This is a genomic window from Vibrio sp. Makdt (assembly GCF_027587015.1).
Lineage (GTDB): Bacteria > Pseudomonadota > Gammaproteobacteria > Enterobacterales > Vibrionaceae > Vibrio > Vibrio chagasii_B.
Map to the genome: position 1 here is coordinate 1 of NZ_JAPPTH010000021.1, position 20,405 is coordinate 20,405.

The following is a 20,405-nucleotide window of genomic DNA, read 5'->3' on the forward strand; positions in this document are numbered from 1 at the left end:
CCGCATTAAGGTGTGAGCGACGCTTGGCTATACTTGAGCGAAGCGAAACTGCCAAGCGTTGGGAATCACTCTTAAATGCTTTGTTAGGTTTATTTAATAGACTTCTCAACTACTAACGCCAATCCTTCTGGATTCTCCCATGCCATTGAATGTCCCGCATTAGCTACAACTGCTACATTAATATTTTTACTAACCAACTCATCATAATCTGGATCAGGTAAACTTTCACTTCCGTAAATATATGTTTTAGCAGCATCCAGTGAATAATATATTTGGCGCCAACTTGGTATTTGACCTTCTATCAGAGATACTGCATTTCGATGAATGGCTATAGGTGAACTGTTTGATAGCCCTGCAGCCCATTCAGTATTACCACTTGCAACGCTCTCTTGAAGAATCTTCGCATACCCAAATTTTACAAAATCACTTTCACTATAACTTGCGATTTGTTTACTAAAAAATCCACCACCTGAATCAAGATTTGCCTCACTTAAAATAATAGCCTTAACTTTATCTTTTACGCGATTAGCTAATGCAATAGATACCGCTCCACCCATGCTGTGACCAAAAATTACAATATTATCCAAGCTCAAATAACTTAATAACTCTTCGAGATATTTAGCATGATTAGCTATTGTATAATCAAAAAATTCAGGCTTATCGCTGTATCCAGAACCGACTAAATCGACAAGTATACGCCTATGATTAACTAAGCCACCCATTGAAGCTACTTGTGGATAATCAAATGAAGATGCACATCCAAGACCATGAATGAAAATAATTGGTATTTCATCGCCAGAAAAGTCGTGATATCGAAGAATTACATCATTTCCAAGTTTAAACTCTTTCATTTTGTTACCTAACCTTCATTAATTGCTCTGAATAGTAGCACAACAACTGTATATAAGAACAGTATCAATGGGATATGTATGCACTGTGAAACCTAACAGCTCTATTAGACAGAAAAAATCTGTATTTAAATGCAGAATAATTCTATCTAGTTTCTACCGCTCACATCTCATATGCAATCTAGTCATTATATAACAACGACTTATATCACAGCTAGGGTTGGCGTGAGAGAAAGTATGGAATATTTCTGTCTAATATGACCAAACTCCCAACATAAAGAATCTGGTCAATACGGCTTACTTCAATTCGTCTGGGATGCGCCGGTCTTTGTAGTAGTACTCTCGGTCGCGTTCGCTGATTTCTCGTACTACTTTACAAGGATTGCCTACCGCAACCACATTGGCTGGGATATCTTTGGTGACTATGCTGCCCGCTCCGATTACCGAGTTTTCACCTATGGTAACGCCCGGTAACACAACCGTGTGTGCGCCAAGCCATACGTTGTTGCAGATACGTACAGCAACATTGAACTGGGCGGCTTTGAGCCTGAGTTCTGGGCTGATGGGATGTGTGCCTGTCGCAATGGTGACGTTAGGTGCAATCATTACGTTATCACCGATGAATACGTCGGTGTCGTCAACAAGCGTTAGGTTGAAGTTTACGTATACGTTGTTACCTAAGTGAGTATGACGCCCCCAGTTGGCGTGTAGTGGCGGCTCTATGTAACAACCCTCGCCGACTTCTGCGAACAGTTGCTTCATGATTTGTTGGCGTTTTTTACCCTCGCTCGGGCGAGTGTGATTGAAATCGTACAGCACTTCTAAGCATTGCGTTTGCTCGGCGACCAGATCGACGTCATCACAGTAATAAACGTCTTGGCTGTGGATTTTTGCCTTTATATCCATGTTTGAACCTATTTGATAATTACCGAAGAGCGGCATATATAAAGCGACATATGGATAATTTGAAGCGTTTCACTGGTCTCAAAACAAGTTACGAGTTACGCGGGCTTATGTTCTCGGCAACACGCCATAGCACGCCACTTGGGTCAGTGATACAAAACTCAAGCATTCCCCAAGGCTGCTCAACAACCTCGGTAACGGTTACTTCAAATTCCGCCATTACATTAGAGTTTTGTACGTGCTGATACCAACTTTTTACGTCCTCAACGAGCAAGTGCATCATGTAATTGTGACAGTGCGCAGGTTCGTAAAAATCTTGTAAAAGGAATGCATAATCACCGTGACGAAAATAGGCGATATCATGGAACTCAGACATGAGTTCAAACCCCAGAGCTTGGTAAAACCGCTTAGATAAGTCGAACTCTTTTGCGGGCACAAACGATTTTATTTCAGTGACTTTGAGGTTTTCCATGATAAACAATTCCTTCTGTTTTGAAGCCCAGAAGTATCGCTGAGCTTTGTGCATTATGCTTAAATTTGTTTTAGGTTACTGGCCGAAAGAGCTAACTTCATATTCAGTGAGGTAACGCCAGTGACCTTCTTCAACATCTAAACGGACGTCGCCTATTTGTTCTCTATGTAGCCCAACCACTCGGTTACCAACAGCAGCAAACATTCGCTTAACTTGATGAAACTTACCCTCGGTGATGGTTAAGAGCACTACTTTTGGGCTAATTACTTCTAGTTCTGCCGGGCGAGTAAGGTTCTTCTCACCTTGCAGCGGAACCCCTACTTTGAACTTATCAGCGACATCGTCTTTGATATCTCGTGACAATGTCACGCGGTACACCTTTTTACACGACTTTGTGGGCAATGTGATATTGAAAGACCAACGACCATCATCGGTGATTAATACTAATCCAGTGGTATCAGCATCCAAACGCCCTGCGATGTGCAGTTCAGACACTTTATCTAACTCTAAATAATTGAAAAGAGATGGATACACTTCGTCGATATTGGAACAGATGGTGCCTGCTGGCTTGTGCATCAAGATATAGCGAAACGCGCGTAGCGTTAATGCGTCGCCATTCAGCAAGATGGTATTACTTTCGTGTACTTGAGTGGATTCATCGAGCACAACTTCACTGTTTACACTAACCTCACCATTATGAATTCTTTCAATCGCTTCTGACTTAGTGAGGTCTGTGCTTTTACAAAGGAATTTATCGAGGCGCATTAATCGTCGGCACCACATTTAGCACAAGGCTTGTAAGTGCTCTCACCTTGTTCAATCACCACATAGTCACGCACACAGTTTTCACATAACGCCAGTTTTGGATAAGCGTCTTTCTGTTTCTTTGCGTTAATGTCGCCTTCAGTGGTGTAGATCGTTCTCATTTGGAGCCTTTGTATTAATCACATATGAAGCCAAATTGTATCACTGTTTATGGCAGTGCGTCGGTTCACTTTGCCAATGGTTGTTTGCGCCTCGCGCTATTTCTAAGCTCTGGACAACAAAATCAACGTGCCACGCGTATCAGTGATAACATTACAAGAGTTAGCTAACTAAGAAGCCAAGAATGAAAGATTGTAATCAATGCGGAAAATGCTGCATCAAATATGGAGATGGCGACCTCGCCGCGACTCAAGAAGAGATTGACTTGTGGGAACTGTTCAACCCAGACATCTTTGAATATGTTCGTGGTGGTGAGATTTGGTTTGATCCTGAATCTGGTGAGCGTTTAACTCGTTGCCCGTTTCTAGAACTCGTCCCGAACAAAAACACGAACGCTCAAGCCAAATACACCTGCAGTATTTACTTAGACCGCCCAGAGGATTGCCGACACTACCCTAGCCTAATCAATGAAATGGTGAGGGATGAGTGTGAGATGATTGAAGTGGTGGATCTGCAAGATACGAAAAAAGCTCAAAGAAGACTCGACCTTTTAATGAAAGGAAGTCGCCCTTCAAGCTTTTCATAATTGTGAACTTTTGTAGAGCTTATCTTGTTATTACGACAAGTATTGATTCTCTTCTAACCAATCTAGCGCAACCAGTGCCGCCAATGAACATACTTCTCTGTCATTGCTATCGACAAACTTAAGCTCTTCGATTTCAGCGTCTGGCGATAATTCGCCCGTGTAATCAGCAGCGTAACAAGTCAATTGCACAGAAACGCCTTCCGCTTTGCCATCAGCTTGGCCAGTAAACGTCTCAACGTATTTGATTGAATCAGGTACTAAATCGACTGAAATCTCTTCTTTGATTTCACGAAGCAATGCTTGCTCGTCAGTTTCATCCTCTTCGCGTTTTCCGCCCGGTAAGTAAAACAGTTCTTTTCCTTTTGATCTCACCATCAGCAGCTTGCCATCTTGAATGAATACCCAAGCGAGCTTATCAATTACCTTATTCATGTTAATAGACCTTGTTATTGTGCTTCTTATTCTAATTAAAGCGACGATATCGCATGGGCGGTATGTTACCTACAGCAGTCAGCATATTCTATTGAATTACATAAAAAATGACGTTGGGAGTCGATGAATGACAGCTGGTGGTTCGTTAAAGGTAAACACTTACCACCAGCTGTGACTTGAAATAAGATGTGATGAATCTAATCAACAAGCCACTCAATGGCAGAGTCGTATTCTTCGAATGACTTGATATCGCCAGACACAAACCAGCTACCGACTTTTGATGCCAGTTCTTGCCAGCTTTTATCACCACAAATAGCGATTTTGTCTATCTTGGAGTTGAGTTCTAGCCCGAGTTTGAAATCATCCCACGCGGCGCGCAGTTCCCAGCCCGTTAATGTGGAGATATCAACAAGCATCTTCAGTGCGGACGAATCGATCTCTTTTATGGTGGTTTTTAAGATGGGTATCATTGCTTGATAGTCGTCGTGCGTTAATTTCCCTTTCGCTTTGAACACGATGATGGTTTCGCCGCTAACACGCTCAATTCCAACCGATATTCCATGACGTTCGATACTCATAACCTAGCCCCTCTATTAGAAATATAGGCTTAGCTTAGAGTATTAATTAGACAACAAATGAGAAGTTGCTTTCAAAATGAACGCACAGAAAATTTTAGTTTAACGTTACTAGGTTGAACGTCGCTTAATCGCTACAACAGAATAAGTATGCCAATGCTTCATCTTGCCTAATGATGTAAGCGCTTGTTCGTCCCGCTCGTGAAAACGGATAACTTCGAACGCATCAAATAGACTCAGTACTTTTGCCTTTGTGAGAGGCGTCGTAGAGGTTCGATAACCATAAGCCCAACTATCGTCTACCCCCATGAAATCGCCCGCAAATACACCACCGATTTCAATGCTATCGATGATTCGTTGCCACGTCTGATCGAACTGATTCGGCTCTGCAAAAAATAGACTGGAGTTAGCAATCACTAGCCCGGCTTTGGGATAATCATAATCTTCAAATGCGCTCTGAGATATCTCGACCAAAGCTTTTTGACCGAACCTGTCTCTACATATCGATATTGAGTCAGGATTTACGTCGAAGCCATAAACTTGGTGGCCTTGCTGCTCTAAAAACGCAATGTCACTTCCTGTACCACAACCACAGTCGATCGCGACATTTAAGCGTGACTCGTTCAGCTTCATAGCGAATTCTGTTCTTTTTAAATGAGGCTTATCTAAGGCTTTTTGATAATACTGACGCCAAATCTCGGAATGATCATCCATTGTATAACTCCAGTAGTTCGGTCAGGTTTTGAACCTCAACGATAGGTAAGTTTGTATCTGTAGCCGCGCCTTCGGTGTTCAGCCAAACAGCCTGTAGGCCAGCTTCAAGCGCAGGGTAAATATCTTTTTCTAGGGTATCGCCAATCATGGTGATCTCTTGTGGCTTTATCCCGAGTTGCGAGATGATCGCAGGATAAAAGCCCGGTTCGTATTTAGATAAGCCAATACTCGCCTTACAGAAGTAACCATCAATGTATTGGGACAAGCCAACTCGCTCAAACGCGCGGATGATGTCAGTTTTGCTTGAGTCGGCCGCATTAGTAGCGATGTAGATGTTGTGATGCTTGGACAATTCAGCGAGTAAAGCTTGTGCTCCACTCACTTCTTGTACGGTTTCCCAGTCACACATTTTCCCTTGTGCATCTGGAAAGTCGATCATTAAGGTGTTGCCCCAATCAAATAACACTGTTTTGGTCAGCTTGGTTGAAGCCGTTGATTTTATGCCTTTGCTCATCATGCCTCCTGCATCGATGATGTTACGAATGTATCACCGTACTTATAAGAATTTCTCGATGAGAATCTCATCAAAGTACTGCTCACCTATCTTGGCGTGCTTCTTTGCAATTCCGACAGTTTCAAAGCCTTGTTTGAGGTACGCCGCTAATGCGCGCTCGTTATCGGCTAGGACATAAGCAAAAAGCTTTTCGTAGCCTTTGGCTTTTGCGACTTCGAATGTGTGATCAAATAGCTGCTTTGCAACGCCTTGCCCCCGGCTGTTTGCGTCTACATACGTCCCAATAATACCGACATGATCAAAGGCTTTCGTATAAGAGGCAAACGGTTCTACGTTTTGAAAACCAAGCAGGTCACCAGTCGTTTCATTGACAGCGACACTGAATACGCCTCGCTCTGGAAATGACTCAATAAATGCCTTTTCTTCTTCGACCGTAAACGTCTTATCCAAGATAGTGTAACGCGCTTCAGTGATAATTGGATTCAATACGTCAATTATGCCTTGAGCATCGCTTACTACGACTTGTCTGACTGTTAAGTTCATACTTTCTCTACCTTTTTTTTGTTTGGGCAGATTCTAGCTCTATATGCCACCTTTTTGATAGGACAGAATGTTATCGAAAGCGATATCAAAGTAGAGTTCGTAGCTATTTTGTTCAACGTAGCCTAAATGCGGTGTTGCTGTCACGTTTGGTAGAGACAACAGCGGTTCGTTATCTGGTGTCGCAGGTTCAATATCAAACACATCTATTGCTGCTCTTTTGCTTGGTACCTTAGTGAGTTCGTTAAGCAAGGCTTCTGGTTTGACTAACTCCGCTCGGCTGATATTCACGAATAGCGAGTCAGGTTTCATTACGCTGAGGTCATTAGCAGTAACACAGCCTTTAGTGACACTGTTTAAACGAAGGTGTAATGAGAGTACGTCAACACTCTCGAAAAATGCCTGCTTGGTTGCTGCCGCCTCAAAACCATCGGCTTGTGCTTGGTCTCGCGAGTTCTGGCTACCCCACACCATGACATCCATCCCGAACGCTTTGGCGTATTGCGCGATGCAGCGCCCGATTTTTCCATAGCCCCAAATGCCAAGCTTTAAGCCCCTTAGCGTTCTGCCTAAACCAAGTACGCCTGAATCTTGCCATTGGTTCTGTTTGAGGTTTGAAGCGTAAGTAGGAATGTGACGAGATGCCGCCATAATCAATGCCCAACAGAGCTCGGAGGGCGCGACAGGTGAACCTCGTCCTTCTAGCACTTTCACACCGAAACGTTCACACAGTTGTGGATCGATGTGATTACTGACTTTTCCGGTTTGGCTGATCACTTTTAGGTTTGGCAGTTTAGATAGCAGCGACTCCGTGATTTCGGTACGCTCGCGGATGAGCACAAGTACCCAAAATCGTATAGCTTCAACGCTAGTTCATTTTCTGGATAGGTCTCGGTGAATACGGTGACGTCATGTTGTTCTAACTTACGGTAACACTCGAGGCTTTTTACTATGTTTTGATAATCATCCAATATCGCAATCTTCACTACACACTCCTTGTTCTATTGCTTTGCCGTTTTTGAGCTTTAAGTGCCACGGGTTAAGATTCATTTAACTTGTGACACTCTGTATAGCCCAAACCAATTAATGATGGACGACTTTGAAACGCTCAAGCACCAACATCATGTCTTCACCTGGTGTGATCTTTAATTCTTCACACTCACGAGAAAAAAAGTTCCAATGTGCTTCTCGCCACCATGCCAACGTTTTATCACCCTCACCTTCAGCGGCAGCAAACTCAGCAGTTACCTGGTTATATGGGCATAGTAAAACCGACGTAAGTTCAACAATACAGACAGGTTCACCGTGCCAATCAGTGACCACCTGTAAATGTCCAACAACAGGCATGGTTTCGCCTTCATGGCTGTACCAATATTCCATGCTGCACGAGGCTTGTTTTTCACCTTTCAGTATCAGCTGCGCACATAGATTGGCGTTGTATTCATCCGCACAGTAATAGTCGGCACTGAATGAGGTGTATTGTTTGGCAACTTCAGCCGGCAGTGTATTGAGATAGCTATCTAGATAGGCTTTGCTTCTTTCTTCCATGATGGGTCCATTTTCAATATTCGTTTCAGCCAGAAGCACTTCATATTGAGCAACTGACTGCATTGCGCGTAACCTATCAAGGAGTGTAAACGGTGTAAACCAAGTAACAATGAAAGTGTGTTAAGAGAGTAGATTTAATGCAGGATTGTTAGATCAAAAAAGAGCTAAAAACACCTTCAGGCAGTGCTTTTAACTCTTTGTATTTTGGTGTGGATTAACCAATTAACGGTTTAAGAAGTCTACCGCTTTATCTGGGAAGTCGGTAAACACACCGTCGACTTTCACTTGGTTATAAAACACATCCAACATCCCATCGAAGTTATCTACATAACCTGGAATTCGGCCTGGATCAGCGCGGAATGTGTATGGGTGAACATCTAAGCCTGCGTCTTTCGCTGATTTCATCAATGGCTTTATGATGATGTTGTCTTTGGTTGATGCATCGTCCACCAGCATAGGTTTCCAAGGGCCAATACCGTCAGCATAAGTCGCCACTTTTGCCATACCGCCTTTCTCGAACATCCAATCGTAACTATAAGGCGTCGCTACGTCGCCTTTGTAAGTCATGGTTTCATTCCAGTCGGTGTAAGCCATTAGCTGAACAAGCTTGAGGTCCATTTCCATCGCTGGCATGAGTTCGTCGTTAATACGCTTTAGTTCGTTTGCATCGAAACACTGCAAGTAGACCTTATCGTCTTTAGATAGGTAACCATATTGATGCAAGGTAGCCAGTACTGCTTTAGAAATGTCTTTGCCTTCATGACGGTGGAACCAAGGTGCTTTGATTTCTGGATAAATACCAACGTCATAACCAAGGGTCTTATTCAAGCCTTGGATCATTTCGATTTCTTCTGCAAACGTTGGTACTCGGAAATCAGACTGCCACATTGGGAAGCGTGTTGGGTAACCTGCGACTTTGTTCCCTTGCTCATCTAGCTTAAAGCCTTCTGTCACTCTTAATGACTTAATCTCAGCGAGCGTAAAATCTATCGCGTAGTAGCGCCCATCTTCACGCGCACGGTCAGGAAATCGCTCTGCAACATCGGTAACGCGATCTAGATAATGATCGTGAAGTACGACGAGCTGGTCGTCTTTGGTCATCACAACATCTTGTTCGATGTAATCGGGTTTCATTGCATACGCAAGAGCCTTAGCAGGCAGAGTGTGCTCAGGTAAGTAACCCGACGCGCCTCGGTGAGCAATAACCAAAGGGTCGGCAAAGGCGTTAGCCGATAAGCTTAGAGCCAAGAGAGTCAGGGACAGTGACGTTGTTTTCATTGTTCTATTCCTTGATAAAATAGAGGCAGGTTATCCCTGCCTCGTTTAACTATTAGTATGATGCTGTTGAGTTAAAGAATGATTAAGCTATTGCCTCTTTCTCTCGCTCAAGGCTTTTCTCTTTATGGTGCTTACGCTCACCGACAAACGCGTATAGAAGACAGATGATTGAAGCGACACAAGCACCCACCAAGATAGTGAAACCACCATCCCATCCGTAATGGTCAACCATGAAGCCAAGTACTGCGTTTGCTGCAACTGCGCCACCTAAGTAACCGAATAGACCTGTTAAACCTGCTGCTGTACCCGCAGCTTTCTTAGGTGCAAGTTCAAGTGCGTATAGACCAATTAGCATTACCGGACCATAGATTAGGAAACCAATCGCGATAAGAGCCAACATATCAATGGTTGGATTACCCGCTGGGTTAAACCAGTAAACTAGAACGGCGATAGTAACCAATACCATGAACAAGATACCAGCTGGAGCACGGCGACCTTTGAATAGCTTGTCTGAGATCCAACCACACAATAACGTACCAGGGATACCTGCCCATTCATACAAGAAGTAAGCCCAAGAAGATTTATCTACAGAGAAGTCTTTCGCTTCTTTTAGGTACACAGGAGCCCAGTCCAGTACCCCATAACGAATCAAGTATACGAACGCGTTCGCGATGGCAATTGACCACAACAGTTTGTTATTGAATACGTACTTAAAGAAGATCTCTTTCGCAGTCATCTCAGTTTCGTGAGATTTGTCGTAATCATCTGGGTAGTCGTTCTTGTGCTCTTCAATCGGCGGTAGACCACAAGACTGAGGCGTATCTCTTACCGTAAACCAAACGAAAATAGCAACGAGAGTGGCAAAAAATGCAGGAACATAAAAAGCGGTTCGCCAATCATCGTTGAAAACCCACAGACCCAATAGGAACATTGGACCAATCAATCCACCACCCACGTTGTGAGCAACGTTCCATACCGACACTATCTCGCCACGCTCTTTACGTGACCACCAGTGCACCATGGTTCGTCCACACGCTGGCCAGCCCATACCTTGGAACCAACCGTTCAAGAATAGAAGAATAAACATGGCTGTGATGCTGCCCGTTGCCCAAGGCATGAAACCAAAGCAGAACATAACCAGTGCCGACATTAACAAGCCACCACTGAGGAAATAACGAGGGTTTGAACGGTCAGAAACGCTACCCATTAAGAATTTAGATAAACCGTAAGCAATAGACACGGCTGCTAATGCCACCCCTAGCTCACCACGGCTGAAACCCTGTTCAATCAAGTAAGGCATTGCCAAACTGAAGTTTTTACGGACTAGGTAGTAACCCGCATAGCCAACAAAAATACCGATGAACAGTTGCCATCGTAATCGTGTGTAAGTGCTATCGATCTTATCTGATGACAAGCGATCGATATGCGCCATAGGTTTGAATATTCCAAACATAGGAACCTCATATTATTGGGCGAAGGAAATATAAAATGCTCGAACGAAAAAATATACGCTCATTCGAAAACAGGAGGGATTGTATGTGCTTCAGGGATAATTTCTGTGATGCATATAGCTATTAACAATAAAATTGTTTAAATACAGCAAATTAGTTTCATTTAATTAGACCACGCTTCATATTTTTGACGATTCGTTTACTATTCAACCAATCGTTAACCGAACTATGACTAGCCAAACTTGAGCAATCGAGCACAAAACAACCGCAACACGTCGTATTATTGTTCTGGCTTCATATTGAATGCTGAGTTTTGTGGGTTATTGCCGCGAACAACAGACCGCAGTCTCCTACCCTCCATATACAACTCATCCCCACTAGCGTTCTTTTAGCCACATAAAACATAACCAATCGTGATGTGACAACTATGATTCAGTTTATTTATTGAACACTCATGTTTGCGTATCGTTCACTTCAAGCGATGTAGCAGAATAACTAAGTCAAACTTATTGGCATTCGAGACACACTTTCTGCGCATCAACTGTTTTGAACAAACCCAACGATAGGAAACATCATGAACAAATCACTTATCGCGCTTGTCCTTACTGCCGTTCTTGCGGGTTGCTCATCTGGCGGAACCTCAGCCCCCGCACAACCACAATTCGATGGGGATCATGGCTATGAAAATATCGACCCAGGTTTTGGAAACGGCGACTCTGATAGTGATGTCGACAATGGGTTTGATAATATCGACCCTGGATATGGTAAAGGCGATTCAAAAAATATCGCAGATATCATTGAACAAGCTGATCTAGGTTTCGTCTACATCCCAGATATCGGTGACATTCCGTTTTTCAATAAAGGTCACGACGACGCAAAGCTTGGCGCCGTGAAAGAACGAGACTACGAAGGTGAAACCTTATACGGGATATATGTTAACGACATACGAGTCGGTGAAATATTAATTAACGATGGTCATGTCAAAGTAACTGCAGGTGACAAAGAAATTAATGGTACTAGAGAGAATTACCAAGACACTGAATACACGTTTTGGACAGTGAGAGACACCAACGGTAACGTGATTGGCGACTTTAAACGTTTAGACGATGGTGTTTGGATTTTCCGTGAAGAAATAGACCGTGAAACATTTGTTGTTAAATATCATGATGGTAAGTGGAACTTTATCCCGGTTGCCGACATCAAGAACAAAATTAAAGACAAACTGCCTACTCATGCTGAAGTGACAAAAGTACGTACCAAGATGCAGGTAAACAAACTACGCACTTTAAAATAGTGGACTTTCACTCCTCACGATAATGACACCCTATAGAGCAGGCACTCTTTCAATTGGAGAGTGCCTGTTCAAAACAAGAACAACGGAAACAGATAACAAAAACAACTCAAGGACGATCCCGACTAGGTTACTCATTTAATGGCGTTCCATATCACCGATATGCGTCTCGACTAAGTACACATAAGCGAGCGATCCAATGATTATCAAAGCCCTTCCCTTTACAGTGTTAGCTTCTCTTCTTTTGTTCTCTACATCTCATGTTAACGCTTTCGAACAGACTCAAGAAGAAACAGCCGTGACGTTTGGCCTATCTGCTGAAAGAGGCTGGAGAGATTGGTCTGCTTCTTATGTGAAATACCGTGGTCCGGGAACCGTTGGTTATGGTGTTGAGTTTACACGCTCTGCATATAACGAGGATGACGGGGCTTACGAGTACAAACAACGCGACAACGAATATCAGTTCCATGCACCGATCGGTATCACTGATAACTTGTACATCACACCCGGCTACGGGATCAAACGAACACACACGGATATTACTTTCGAAGGACACGAGCTTTCTGATAGCGCGACAAAACAAGTTGGTGGCTTAGATGCAACCTATATTACGGACACAGGCTTCGTTGTGACCGCAGGTTTTGATAAAGCCGAAGGAGAAGATTTAGAGTTTTCCATCGGTGCAGGTATTGCTTGGTAAACACTACTAATCCAAACGATGCATACAACAAGGGCCTAGATTTCTCTAGACCCTTCTATAAACAGAATTCGGCAGCTGAGTCAGCTACAACCATCTATTATTCTTCGATGTAGTAAGCTTCTACAGTGCCTTTAAGAGTAATAAGCATTGGCTGACCGAAGCGATCAAGTGCTTTAGGAGAAGGAATCTTCACCCAACCTTCGCTGATGCAGTATTCTTCAACATCAGTACGCTCTTTACCATTTAGACGGATACCGATTGGGTATTCGAAACACTCAGCCACGTGGTGTGGGCTGCGTGGGTTGCCTGCAAGATGATCTGGTAAAGCTGGTCTTGAATTAGTATCGCTCATGTTCATTACCTGTATGTACGTAAATAAAAAAAGTGCGTCATTCTAGTCAATATAGGCTTCGTGCTCAACAACTGCCGTAATAAATCGTATTGATAGCTTTAATCAGCGTCTAGTTGTTTGATTTATTGGCGATATTGGCTCTGTTTCTTACATAAAACTAAACACTTTTAACATCGTAAGCCGATACGTTTGCTCAAAAAGAAACACACACCACATGATGGTCTGGGTCGGTATTGATGTTAACGATCGACCAACCGAGAGAAAGGTACAAAGACGGTATGTTGGTATAGGCATAAAGGTTAGACGCAGAATCTTCCTCGACTTTAGACCGGTAGAAGGCTGGCATTTGTTCAACCGCTCGCTTAATCAATTCACTCGCAATGCCTTGGCCTCGCCATTTCTCATCAACATAAACAGCATTAATCCAGACGACATCCCTTACTTGATGAGGTTCTTGAAAATGGGAGTACGCTAAACCACCGATGACAACATTTTCGCGAATAACCACGATAACTGGCGGTAGATGAGTGTTGGTTGGGTCCGAGTGTTCTGGATAGGCCGATTTAAACTCAAAGTCCGCCCATTCACTTTGAAAAAGGCGTTCGAGCTCTTGCCAGTGTGGAGAATGCTGGACACATTGTCTAAAAACGACTTTTTGCATTTAAACTTCCTTTTTAAATACGAACGATAGAAATGAGAACCAGTGAGTTAAACAACTCACATAACAGCAGTATTACGCTACTCTTCTTCCTCATAATGATCATAGTCTGCGTCTTGATCAATCTCTTCTCCACAACCTAAGCATTCCGCTTGTAAGTCCGTTGGCATCGCAATAATCAAACCACAATGTGGGCACAAATCGCCTTGTTGATACATATAGATTCCCTTCTACTTTAACCAGTCTACTTTACCCAATTTTGATTAGGGTACGTTTGCTTACTCGCTTCTAACCAATCGTGAATCACTTGGCGAGCTGCCTCCGTCGGTGGCGCGTTTCTTTTACCGCAGATTTGGTCAATCTCAAACGGAAACGCTTTGCTTGGAACACGACGCAAACCTATGGTTAGGCGCTGAGGTTTCATCATTCGAAACACCACATAGCGATCACTCATTATGCGATTATGATACACGCCAATGCAGTGCTTTTGCTCGATGCCTTCTTTCTCAAGATCAAAGTAATCCATAATGGGATGAATGTTATCATTACCTAGCAAAGGAACCGGATACGGGATATCCATGTCCATAGGGCGATTGCCTTCTAAACGTCGCATTTGACGTTGCTCAGTCCAACGGTCGTGGAGTTGTTCGAACATTGCGAACGAGTTCTGACTGGTTATTGAACGTAAAGGATCATCAATCTCTAAATCCTGTCCCAACAATATTGCATCTTGGAACATCGCCATCTTCGACGGAGAATTGAGTCTACCCTCTTCAACCATTGCAATACCCAATCGACTGCCAGTTAAAAATGGGTGTACCTGATCTAAGCGTAGTGCCGTGTAGCCAACCTTCGAGTAGTGCTTAAACTTCAGAACACGTCTTTGCAGCGGCTCTAAAATTCGCACAATATGGTCGAGTTCATCGCCAACGTTATAGTGCAGCTCAAGCTTATCAATAAACTTTAGCGTCGCTTTGTTGCTATCTAAACCAAGCTTAGCTAGGATCTTCTTTTGCCCTAAACGGCTCAGTTCCAAAGCCTTCTGATTATCAACACTGTATTTCATGCAAATCAGCGCCAAGATAACAGGCCGTAACTCCAACAGTTGCGCCGCTTCATAGGTGTTAGCCGCCAACCATAACATTTGGTACTGATATTCTGGAAAGTTATCTGTGATTTCGCGGTAGCGTGCTGGCAGAGTTTCTAACCATCGCCCGTTAACATCAAATTGCTCTATGAGATTAAGGCTTAACCCAATACCACCATCGAGTGGACGTCGTCCGTCTTCAAACACATGGAAGCCAACCAATTTTTGTGACCAATCACGAATCTCGATATCGTAATCAAAGCCAAGTGTTCGGGTGGGAATGGTGAGTAATGCTGTCATTGATGCCTCTTCATTGGTGGCGCATTGAACTTGCAAGCCTATATAACAGCATAAGCTAGCGCTTCATCCACTATATCAACTTTTTGTAAATTTCTTATCAATCAAAGCGCTATATACAAGAAAGCCTTTATAAGATCTTTGAATGATGATTTTCCTTAATATGAGACCTCTTCGATATCATTTGCGCTAACAAAAACTATGCTTGTTACATAACCCACAACAAAAGGCTTAAATTATGGAATACCGACATATTCTAGTCGCCGTTGAGCTGTCTGACGACACTAAGATACTGATTGATAGAGCGACTTTCTTTGCAGATAAACTCGATGCGGGTATTTCGTTTGTCTACATCGATGGTACTCATGGAGAAATCTACCCTGAGCTGGTTGATATTCAAGCAAACGACGGGGATCTACCCATCAATCAAGATGCCGTTAACCACTTGAAAGAGTTCGAGGCTTACGCAAAGCACCCTATTAAGCATATTTTTGTAGGTACGGGCGATCTCAACGATAAGCTCAAGAATACTATCTCACAAAATAACGTTGACCTATTGATGTGCGGCCATCACCATGATTTTTGGCACAAGCTTATTTCCCATTCTAAACAGATAATCGATACTTCTCCGATCGATATCTTGGTGGTTCCAATGGAATAGCCCACCTGTTAAACGGCTAAAGCACTCAGCATTGCCAACCTCTATCGGTATTATTGGTTGGCATAGTCCGATTCGCTGAATACCCTTTTATAATCGTTCCTTTTCCTCTGGCTAAGCACTACCTCTTTCCCGACATCATTTGTGATCTTGTTAACGTATCAAATCGTAAGCGTCTAATAATTAACAATTCACGAGTGTAAGCATGAAAAAGATTGGTCTCTATCTTTTTACAAATGACTTAAGAATCAACGATAACACACTACTTTATCAGGCGTCGCAGCTCGTCGATGAGCTACTGTGTGTTGCAATTGAACCAAAGCTTTCTACCTATTCAGTCCGACTTTCACAAGAACAGGAAAACGGGCCGCATCGTCACCTTTTCATTAAGCAGTCTATTGATAATTTAGCCTCGAGCTTGTCACACCTTGGACAACGCCTTTTTGTGTTAGACCAAAATACTAACGAGAACTTAGTTCAACTCGTCAAATCTCAGCATGTGACACACTTTTTTGCCAATTCTCATTGTGCCTATGACGAGCGACAGTTAATAATCGATACGTTAACGCAGTGTCCTGATTTGTTCATCTCTCAGCAGCATCACACTACTCTGTTTGAGAGTGATGCGTTCCCCTTCGAACTGTCCAAGTTTCCTCGTTCGTTCACCAAGTTCCGTCTTCAAGTTGAACATTTAGAGATTGAGACAGAAGAGCACGTGATAACTTACCTTCCACCAGCACCACTCACGTCTACTGGCTCTTACAGAGAGCCGACACTTAGATTAGATGACTCAAAAACAGGCGACTACGTAGGCGGTGAAACGGCAGGGTTAACCCACTTAGAAAACTACTTTTCACGTGACTATGCGGGAACCTACAAACAGACGCGAAATGCATTAGATGGCCTTGAGAACTCAACTAAGTTTTCGCCATGGCTAGCACTAGGGTGTGTTTCGCCAAAAACTATTTACCGCCACTTAAAGCAATTTGAAGCGCATCGTGGCGCGAACGATTCTACATACTGGATTTACTTTGAGTTGTTATGGCGTGAATATTTCTATTGGAAGTGCTTAACGCTGAGGACGTCGCTGTTTGGTCGAGATTCTAACGATCTATTTAATAAACAATTGCTCGATACCGCTGCGGGAGCAAGCTTCGCGAAATGGAAAAGCGGCAACACCAACTACCCTATTGTTGATGCCTGCATGCGCCAGCTTAACGCAACGGGTTATATGTCTAACAGAGGCAGACAGCTGGTGGCGAGCTGCTTGATTCATGAGCTCGGTATTGATTGGCGTCACGGTGCCGCCTATTTCGAAAGCCAACTCATCGACTACGATGTGGCGTCGAATTGGGGGAACTGGGCTTATATCGCTGGAGCGTTGAATCCACAGGCTCCTCAGAACGCCAACAAACCAAGAGCAGCCAATCAATCACAATCTAAATCCCGTCACTTCGATCTGGTTAAGCAGACAGATATGTATGATCCAGAGCACGCCTTTATCAACAAGTGGCACCGGGATGATGAAGCTTCAACGTCAACTCGATATCAGGACGTAATATGAACTACAAAACTGTACGCCTAATTTTAGGTGACCAGCTCAATATTGAGCACTCTTGGTTTGATCATGTTAGTGATGACGTAATCTACATCATCGCCGAACTCAAGCAGGAAACCGACTATGTTGCCTCGCATATCCAAAAAGTGGCAGCGTTCTTCTCCGCCATGGACTATTTCGCTGAAGAGTTGGCACAACGTGGGCACCAAGTGTTGCATTTAACCTTAGATGATACGGCACAATTTAAAGATCTCGATGCCGTACTTCAGCACTACACAAACGAGTTTAACGCCGAGAAATTTGAATACCAAAGACCAGACGAATATCGTCTATTAGAACAGCTCAACAAACTCAAACTGCCTAACACTATCAAAGGATGCTACGACTCCGAGCACTTCATGTTTCCTTTTTCCGAAATCGAAGAACAGTTTCCGAAAGACAAACACATAATGATGGAGCATTTCTATCGCCGAATGAGAAAGCGTTTCGATATTCTCTTAAACGATGGAAAACCAGTCGGCGGCAAATGGAACTATGATGCAAACAACCGTAAAAAGCTCAAGAAACAAGACATCGAAAACCTGCCACAACCCTTGATGTTTGCCAACGATATCTCATCCATCTTAGAGCGTATTGAACGCCATCAAGTAGCGACCATAGGACGAGTCGGTGACCAACTACTTTGGCCTGTGAATCGTGCACAAAGTTTGTCTTTACTCGCTCACTTCTGCCAAGTCTGTCTGCCCCTGTTTGGTCACTTTCAAGATGCAATGACGGCGGAACACGATTCAAAGTGGAGCTTGTACCACAGCCGCCTCTCATTCTCGTTAAATAGTAAGCTTCTTAGCCCTAGCGAAGTTATTGATGCAGCTCTTTCGGCTTATCACGCTTCTTCTAAGCAAGGTGCACCCATTATCGATATTGCACAGGTTGAAGGGTTCATTCGTCAGATTTTGGGTTGGCGTGAGTACATACGCGCGGTGTATTGGGCGAACATGCCAGCTTACGCTAGCAAGAACCATTACTCAGCAGACCGAGCATTGCCGCATTATTTTTGGGATGGTCAAACTAAGATGAATTGCATGAAACACGCGATTGATCAGTCACTAGAGTTTGCTTATGCCCACCATATCCAAAGACTTATGGTTACGGGCAACTTCTGCTTAATCACAGGCATTGCACCAGACCAAGTCGACAGTTGGTACCTCGGCATTTACGTAGATGCGATTGAATGGGTTGAAATGCCAAATACGCGAGGTATGGCACTATTTGCGGATGGCGGGATCGTCGGAACCAAACCATACTCTGCCAGCGGTTCGTACATTAATCGCATGAGTGACTACTGCAAAGGCTGTCATTACAAGATTAAAGAGCGCACTGGTGAAAGCTCATGCCCGTTCAACAGTTTGTATTGGCGCTTTATGAATCAACACCGCGATGCCTTAAACCGAAACCCTCGCATGGGAATGCTTTATCGTTCTTGGGACAACATGGATGAACAAGAACAGCAAGCGATACTAGATACCGCAGAACAACGACTAACTAATTTGGAGAACTTATAATGGTGGAGCAACTCAGACTACATATATTGGTTATTGGTGGTAGTGGCGGCATTGGTCTCGCCGTAGTTAAACACCTACTCTCTGAGCTGTCTCGCTTTGATTTTCTCGATATTCGTGTTGCAGCGACTTACCATTCTAAAAAGCCTGAGGTTGATGACAAACGCCTGACTTGGCACCAGGTTGACGTGACTCAAGAATCCGATATTGCCGCATTACGATCTCAATTTGGTCAACTCGATTGGCTGATTAACTGCGTTGGGATGTTACATACGCCAGAATTGGGGCCTGAAAAGAACCTTTCGTCCATCGACCCAGAGTTCTTCCTCAAAAACATGTCTGTGAATACCCTACCAAGCTTGTTGCTCGCAAAGCATTTCACTCCACTTCTCAAAGCAAGCGACAACCCCAAGTTTGCGGTGGTTTCCGCCAAGGTTGGTAGCATTTCAGATAACAGATTAGGTGGTTGGTATAGCTATCGTTCATCAAAAGCAGCACTCAACATGTTCATTAAAACCATGTCAATTGAATGGGGTCGAACCATTAAGAAAGGCACCATATTAGCGCTGCACCCAGGGACGACTGATACTGCGTTGTCAAAACCCTTTCAAGCAAATGTACCGGAAGGCAAGCTATTTGATTCAGCTTACGTGGCACATCAGCTCGTCGACATTATTCGCACCGCCACACCAGAGCAAAGCGGTCATTTCTACGCGTATAACGGTGAACAATTATCTTGGTAAATTAGAAGTAAAAGGTTGGGAGTTTCGGAATCTCACTGAGATTCCCTATCACGCTCGTCCCTCGCTGTAGGGAATGACGACATTAAGTATGTCGAACCCTTTTATAAATGCCCAAGAGGCAATTAAGCATCCAAAGTCTATTACACTCACGTGGGACATCCGAACACATGGGCATGACGATGACTAAGTACTGTGCAAGTAGGAAGTATACGCAATAGTCCACTCCATAACCTTTCACCGTCACTCCCGAGAAGGGGAAACGACTGAGTCGGGAATCTCTTTAAGACTTTGGCTAAACGTTGGTGAGATTCCCTACTGCGCTCTTTCCTGACGGTAGGGAATAACGAAGATTGCACCAACAAAACCTAGCTTTGTTAAAGGCTAACTTTGCTTAGGTTTGTTACGTCGACAACGCTCAGAACAGTACACCACTTCCTCCCAGCAACGCTCCCACTTCTTGCGCCATGCGAATGGCTTCTGACACACAGGGCATGTCTTTGTTGGGAGGTACGGTTTTTTGTGCATGTCGGTTCCTTATATAGGTCTAGTTCGTTGAAGAGCTCACAACAACACTACCGATTGCGCTAGCACCTCGCGATAGGGAATGAGATTAGTTGTCACATCCAAGCTCGCTTGCCTCAACTAAGAGCCCCCACTCCGTCATCCCCGAGAAGGAGGAACGACTGAGTGGGGGATCTGCTTTACTGAGGTTGGAAC

General features: G+C 43.7%; 25 protein-coding genes and 1 pseudogene. 7 read left to right on the forward strand and 19 right to left on the reverse strand.

The genetic code is table 11. From position 1 onward, the window contains the following. Nucleotides 1-89: 89 nt before the first annotated feature. The 5 genes from OH460_RS20815 to OH460_RS20835 form a co-directional block, all read right to left on the reverse strand. Entirely contained in the window at nucleotides 90-851 is a 762-nt protein-coding gene (locus OH460_RS20815) for an alpha/beta fold hydrolase (RefSeq protein ID WP_269999391.1), read from the reverse strand. 294 nt (nucleotides 852-1,145) lie between these two features. Continuing rightward, nucleotides 1,146-1,754, reverse strand: a complete 609-nt coding sequence (locus OH460_RS20820) for a sugar O-acetyltransferase (protein ID WP_269999392.1) — start codon at nucleotides 1,752-1,754, stop codon at nucleotides 1,146-1,148. An 88-nt stretch (nucleotides 1,755-1,842) separates the two neighbouring features. Next, nucleotides 1,843-2,223 carry a VOC family protein gene (locus tag OH460_RS20825; protein WP_105057071.1) on the reverse strand — a complete coding sequence of 127 codons (381 nt, stop codon included), beginning with the start codon at nucleotides 2,221-2,223 and terminating at the stop codon, nucleotides 1,843-1,845. Nucleotides 2,224-2,298: 75 nt separating this feature from the next. Continuing rightward, nucleotides 2,299-2,988, reverse strand: a complete 690-nt coding sequence (locus OH460_RS20830) for a pseudouridine synthase (protein ID WP_443088693.1) — start codon at nucleotides 2,986-2,988, stop codon at nucleotides 2,299-2,301. Then, nucleotides 2,988-3,149, reverse strand: a complete 162-nt coding sequence (locus tag OH460_RS20835) for a hypothetical protein (RefSeq protein ID WP_269999398.1) — start codon at nucleotides 3,147-3,149, stop codon at nucleotides 2,988-2,990. The genes OH460_RS20830 and OH460_RS20835 overlap by 1 nt, the downstream gene beginning before the upstream one ends. A 182-nt stretch (nucleotides 3,150-3,331) precedes the next feature. Between OH460_RS20835 and OH460_RS20840 the strand changes: the two genes are divergently transcribed. Further along, nucleotides 3,332-3,733, forward strand: a complete 402-nt coding sequence (locus tag OH460_RS20840) for a YkgJ family cysteine cluster protein (RefSeq protein WP_171730665.1) — start codon at nucleotides 3,332-3,334, stop codon at nucleotides 3,731-3,733. Nucleotides 3,734-3,763: 30 nt separating this feature from the next. Here the strand turns inward: OH460_RS20840 and OH460_RS20845 are convergent, their stop codons facing one another. From OH460_RS20845 to glpT, 9 genes and pseudogenes are all read right to left on the reverse strand, one after another. Beyond that, nucleotides 3,764-4,165: an NUDIX hydrolase gene (locus tag OH460_RS20845; protein ID WP_269999401.1), complete on the reverse strand. Its 402-nt coding sequence runs from the start codon at nucleotides 4,163-4,165 to the stop codon at nucleotides 3,764-3,766. A gap of 197 nt (nucleotides 4,166-4,362) precedes the next feature. Further along, on the reverse strand, nucleotides 4,363-4,743 hold the full coding sequence (locus OH460_RS20850) for an STAS/SEC14 domain-containing protein (protein ID WP_269999403.1): 381 nt from the start codon (nucleotides 4,741-4,743) through the stop codon (nucleotides 4,363-4,365). A gap of 108 nt (nucleotides 4,744-4,851) precedes the next feature. Beyond that, nucleotides 4,852-5,454 carry a class I SAM-dependent methyltransferase gene (locus OH460_RS20855; RefSeq protein ID WP_269999404.1) on the reverse strand — a complete coding sequence of 201 codons (603 nt, stop codon included), beginning with the start codon at nucleotides 5,452-5,454 and terminating at the stop codon, nucleotides 4,852-4,854. After that, on the reverse strand, nucleotides 5,447-5,968 hold the full coding sequence (locus tag OH460_RS20860) for an HAD family hydrolase (protein WP_269999405.1): 522 nt from the start codon (nucleotides 5,966-5,968) through the stop codon (nucleotides 5,447-5,449). Before OH460_RS20860 ends, OH460_RS20855 begins: the two co-directional genes overlap by 8 nt. Nucleotides 5,969-6,010: 42 nt before the next feature. Continuing rightward, a complete protein-coding gene (locus tag OH460_RS20865; protein ID WP_269999407.1) occupies nucleotides 6,011-6,511 on the reverse strand; it encodes a GNAT family N-acetyltransferase in 501 nt (166 codons plus the stop codon). 39 nt (nucleotides 6,512-6,550) lie between these two features. Beyond that, nucleotides 6,551-7,494 (reverse strand): annotated as a pseudogene (locus OH460_RS20870) (D-2-hydroxyacid dehydrogenase family protein). 97 nt (nucleotides 7,495-7,591) lie between these two features. Further along, nucleotides 7,592-8,056, reverse strand: a complete 465-nt coding sequence (locus tag OH460_RS20875) for an ASCH domain-containing protein (protein WP_269999473.1) — start codon at nucleotides 8,054-8,056, stop codon at nucleotides 7,592-7,594. A 222-nt stretch (nucleotides 8,057-8,278) separates the two neighbouring features. Beyond that, a complete protein-coding gene (gene glpQ, locus OH460_RS20880) occupies nucleotides 8,279-9,334 on the reverse strand; it encodes a glycerophosphodiester phosphodiesterase (protein WP_004739607.1) in 1,056 nt (351 codons plus the stop codon). Between the two features lie 82 nt (nucleotides 9,335-9,416). Then, nucleotides 9,417-10,787 carry a glycerol-3-phosphate transporter gene (gene glpT, locus OH460_RS20885; RefSeq protein WP_269999408.1) on the reverse strand — a complete coding sequence of 457 codons (1,371 nt, stop codon included), beginning with the start codon at nucleotides 10,785-10,787 and terminating at the stop codon, nucleotides 9,417-9,419. Nucleotides 10,788-11,359: 572 nt separating this feature from the next. Between glpT and OH460_RS20890 the strand changes: the two genes are divergently transcribed. Together OH460_RS20890 and OH460_RS20895 are read left to right on the forward strand one after the other, a co-directional pair. Then, nucleotides 11,360-12,079: a membrane lipoprotein lipid attachment site-containing protein gene (locus OH460_RS20890; protein WP_269999410.1), complete on the forward strand. Its 720-nt coding sequence runs from the start codon at nucleotides 11,360-11,362 to the stop codon at nucleotides 12,077-12,079. Between the two features lie 196 nt (nucleotides 12,080-12,275). Further along, nucleotides 12,276-12,776 carry a hypothetical protein gene (locus OH460_RS20895; protein ID WP_061031415.1) on the forward strand — a complete coding sequence of 167 codons (501 nt, stop codon included), beginning with the start codon at nucleotides 12,276-12,278 and terminating at the stop codon, nucleotides 12,774-12,776. A 97-nt stretch (nucleotides 12,777-12,873) separates the two neighbouring features. Here OH460_RS20895 and OH460_RS20900 read toward each other — a convergent pair whose 3' ends face one another. From OH460_RS20900 to OH460_RS20915, 4 genes are all read right to left on the reverse strand, one after another. Further along, a complete protein-coding gene (locus tag OH460_RS20900) occupies nucleotides 12,874-13,128 on the reverse strand; it encodes a DUF3297 family protein (protein WP_004739610.1) in 255 nt (84 codons plus the stop codon). A gap of 193 nt (nucleotides 13,129-13,321) precedes the next feature. Next, nucleotides 13,322-13,789: a GNAT family N-acetyltransferase gene (locus OH460_RS20905; protein WP_269999411.1), complete on the reverse strand. Its 468-nt coding sequence runs from the start codon at nucleotides 13,787-13,789 to the stop codon at nucleotides 13,322-13,324. Between the two features lie 77 nt (nucleotides 13,790-13,866). After that, entirely contained in the window at nucleotides 13,867-14,004 is a 138-nt protein-coding gene (locus OH460_RS20910; protein ID WP_171730656.1) for a hypothetical protein, read from the reverse strand. Nucleotides 14,005-14,030: 26 nt separating this feature from the next. Then, on the reverse strand, nucleotides 14,031-15,173 hold the full coding sequence (locus tag OH460_RS20915) for a PcfJ domain-containing protein (RefSeq protein ID WP_269999412.1): 1,143 nt from the start codon (nucleotides 15,171-15,173) through the stop codon (nucleotides 14,031-14,033). A 235-nt stretch (nucleotides 15,174-15,408) separates the two neighbouring features. Between OH460_RS20915 and OH460_RS20920 the strand changes: the two genes are divergently transcribed. The 4 genes from OH460_RS20920 (at nucleotide 15,409) to OH460_RS20935 (ending at nucleotide 19,688) form a co-directional block, all read left to right on the forward strand. Then, nucleotides 15,409-15,831, forward strand: coding sequence for a universal stress protein (locus OH460_RS20920; RefSeq protein WP_061031418.1), 423 nt, complete (start codon nucleotides 15,409-15,411; stop codon nucleotides 15,829-15,831). A 202-nt stretch (nucleotides 15,832-16,033) separates the two neighbouring features. Then, entirely contained in the window at nucleotides 16,034-17,392 is a 1,359-nt protein-coding gene (locus OH460_RS20925; RefSeq protein ID WP_269999413.1) for a DASH family cryptochrome, read from the forward strand. Then, entirely contained in the window at nucleotides 17,389-18,948 is a 1,560-nt protein-coding gene (locus OH460_RS20930) for a cryptochrome/photolyase family protein (RefSeq protein WP_269999414.1), read from the forward strand. Before OH460_RS20925 ends, OH460_RS20930 begins: the two co-directional genes overlap by 4 nt. Next, entirely contained in the window at nucleotides 18,948-19,688 is a 741-nt protein-coding gene (locus OH460_RS20935) for an SDR family oxidoreductase (protein ID WP_269999415.1), read from the forward strand. The genes OH460_RS20930 and OH460_RS20935 overlap by 1 nt, the downstream gene beginning before the upstream one ends. Before the next feature lie 381 nt (nucleotides 19,689-20,069). On the opposite strand, the gene OH460_RS20940 is transcribed toward OH460_RS20935, so the two are convergent. Next, the gene (locus OH460_RS20940) at nucleotides 20,070-20,213 is read right to left on the reverse strand and encodes a DUF2256 domain-containing protein (RefSeq protein ID WP_269999416.1); all 144 of its coding nucleotides are present in this window, start codon (nucleotides 20,211-20,213) and stop codon (nucleotides 20,070-20,072) included. Between the last annotated feature and the right edge of the window lie 192 nt (nucleotides 20,214-20,405).

Coding starts and splice junctions, on each gene's coding strand:
- OH460_RS20850 (WP_269999403.1), bottom strand. CDS start 4,743: ATGAGTATCGAACGTCATGGAATATCGGTTGGAATTGAGCGTGTTAGC.
- OH460_RS20900 (WP_004739610.1), bottom strand. CDS start 13,128: ATGAGCGATACTAATTCAAGACCAGCTTTACCAGATCATCTTGCAGGC.
- OH460_RS20830 (WP_443088693.1), bottom strand. CDS start 2,988: ATGCGCCTCGATAAATTCCTTTGTAAAAGCACAGACCTCACTAAGTCA.
- OH460_RS20915 (WP_269999412.1), bottom strand. CDS start 15,173: ATGACAGCATTACTCACCATTCCCACCCGAACACTTGGCTTTGATTAC.
- glpQ (WP_004739607.1), bottom strand. CDS start 9,334: ATGAAAACAACGTCACTGTCCCTGACTCTCTTGGCTCTAAGCTTATCG.
- OH460_RS20905 (WP_269999411.1), bottom strand. CDS start 13,789: ATGCAAAAAGTCGTTTTTAGACAATGTGTCCAGCATTCTCCACACTGG.
- OH460_RS20855 (WP_269999404.1), bottom strand. CDS start 5,454: ATGGATGATCATTCCGAGATTTGGCGTCAGTATTATCAAAAAGCCTTA.
- OH460_RS20890 (WP_269999410.1), top strand. CDS start 11,360: ATGAACAAATCACTTATCGCGCTTGTCCTTACTGCCGTTCTTGCGGGT.
- OH460_RS20930 (WP_269999414.1), top strand. CDS start 17,389: ATGAACTACAAAACTGTACGCCTAATTTTAGGTGACCAGCTCAATATT.
- OH460_RS20910 (WP_171730656.1), bottom strand. CDS start 14,004: ATGTATCAACAAGGCGATTTGTGCCCACATTGTGGTTTGATTATTGCG.
- OH460_RS20940 (WP_269999416.1), bottom strand. CDS start 20,213: ATGCACAAAAAACCGTACCTCCCAACAAAGACATGCCCTGTGTGTCAG.
- OH460_RS20895 (WP_061031415.1), top strand. CDS start 12,276: ATGATTATCAAAGCCCTTCCCTTTACAGTGTTAGCTTCTCTTCTTTTG.
- OH460_RS20845 (WP_269999401.1), bottom strand. CDS start 4,165: ATGAATAAGGTAATTGATAAGCTCGCTTGGGTATTCATTCAAGATGGC.
- OH460_RS20935 (WP_269999415.1), top strand. CDS start 18,948: ATGGTGGAGCAACTCAGACTACATATATTGGTTATTGGTGGTAGTGGC.
- OH460_RS20820 (WP_269999392.1), bottom strand. CDS start 1,754: ATGGATATAAAGGCAAAAATCCACAGCCAAGACGTTTATTACTGTGAT.
- OH460_RS20925 (WP_269999413.1), top strand. CDS start 16,034: ATGAAAAAGATTGGTCTCTATCTTTTTACAAATGACTTAAGAATCAAC.
- OH460_RS20860 (WP_269999405.1), bottom strand. CDS start 5,968: ATGAGCAAAGGCATAAAATCAACGGCTTCAACCAAGCTGACCAAAACA.
- glpT (WP_269999408.1), bottom strand. CDS start 10,787: ATGTTTGGAATATTCAAACCTATGGCGCATATCGATCGCTTGTCATCA.
- OH460_RS20865 (WP_269999407.1), bottom strand. CDS start 6,511: ATGAACTTAACAGTCAGACAAGTCGTAGTAAGCGATGCTCAAGGCATA.
- OH460_RS20835 (WP_269999398.1), bottom strand. CDS start 3,149: ATGAGAACGATCTACACCACTGAAGGCGACATTAACGCAAAGAAACAG.
- OH460_RS20825 (WP_105057071.1), bottom strand. CDS start 2,223: ATGGAAAACCTCAAAGTCACTGAAATAAAATCGTTTGTGCCCGCAAAA.
- OH460_RS20840 (WP_171730665.1), top strand. CDS start 3,332: ATGAAAGATTGTAATCAATGCGGAAAATGCTGCATCAAATATGGAGAT.
- OH460_RS20875 (WP_269999473.1), bottom strand. CDS start 8,056: ATGGAAGAAAGAAGCAAAGCCTATCTAGATAGCTATCTCAATACACTG.
- OH460_RS20815 (WP_269999391.1), bottom strand. CDS start 851: ATGAAAGAGTTTAAACTTGGAAATGATGTAATTCTTCGATATCACGAC.
- OH460_RS20920 (WP_061031418.1), top strand. CDS start 15,409: ATGGAATACCGACATATTCTAGTCGCCGTTGAGCTGTCTGACGACACT.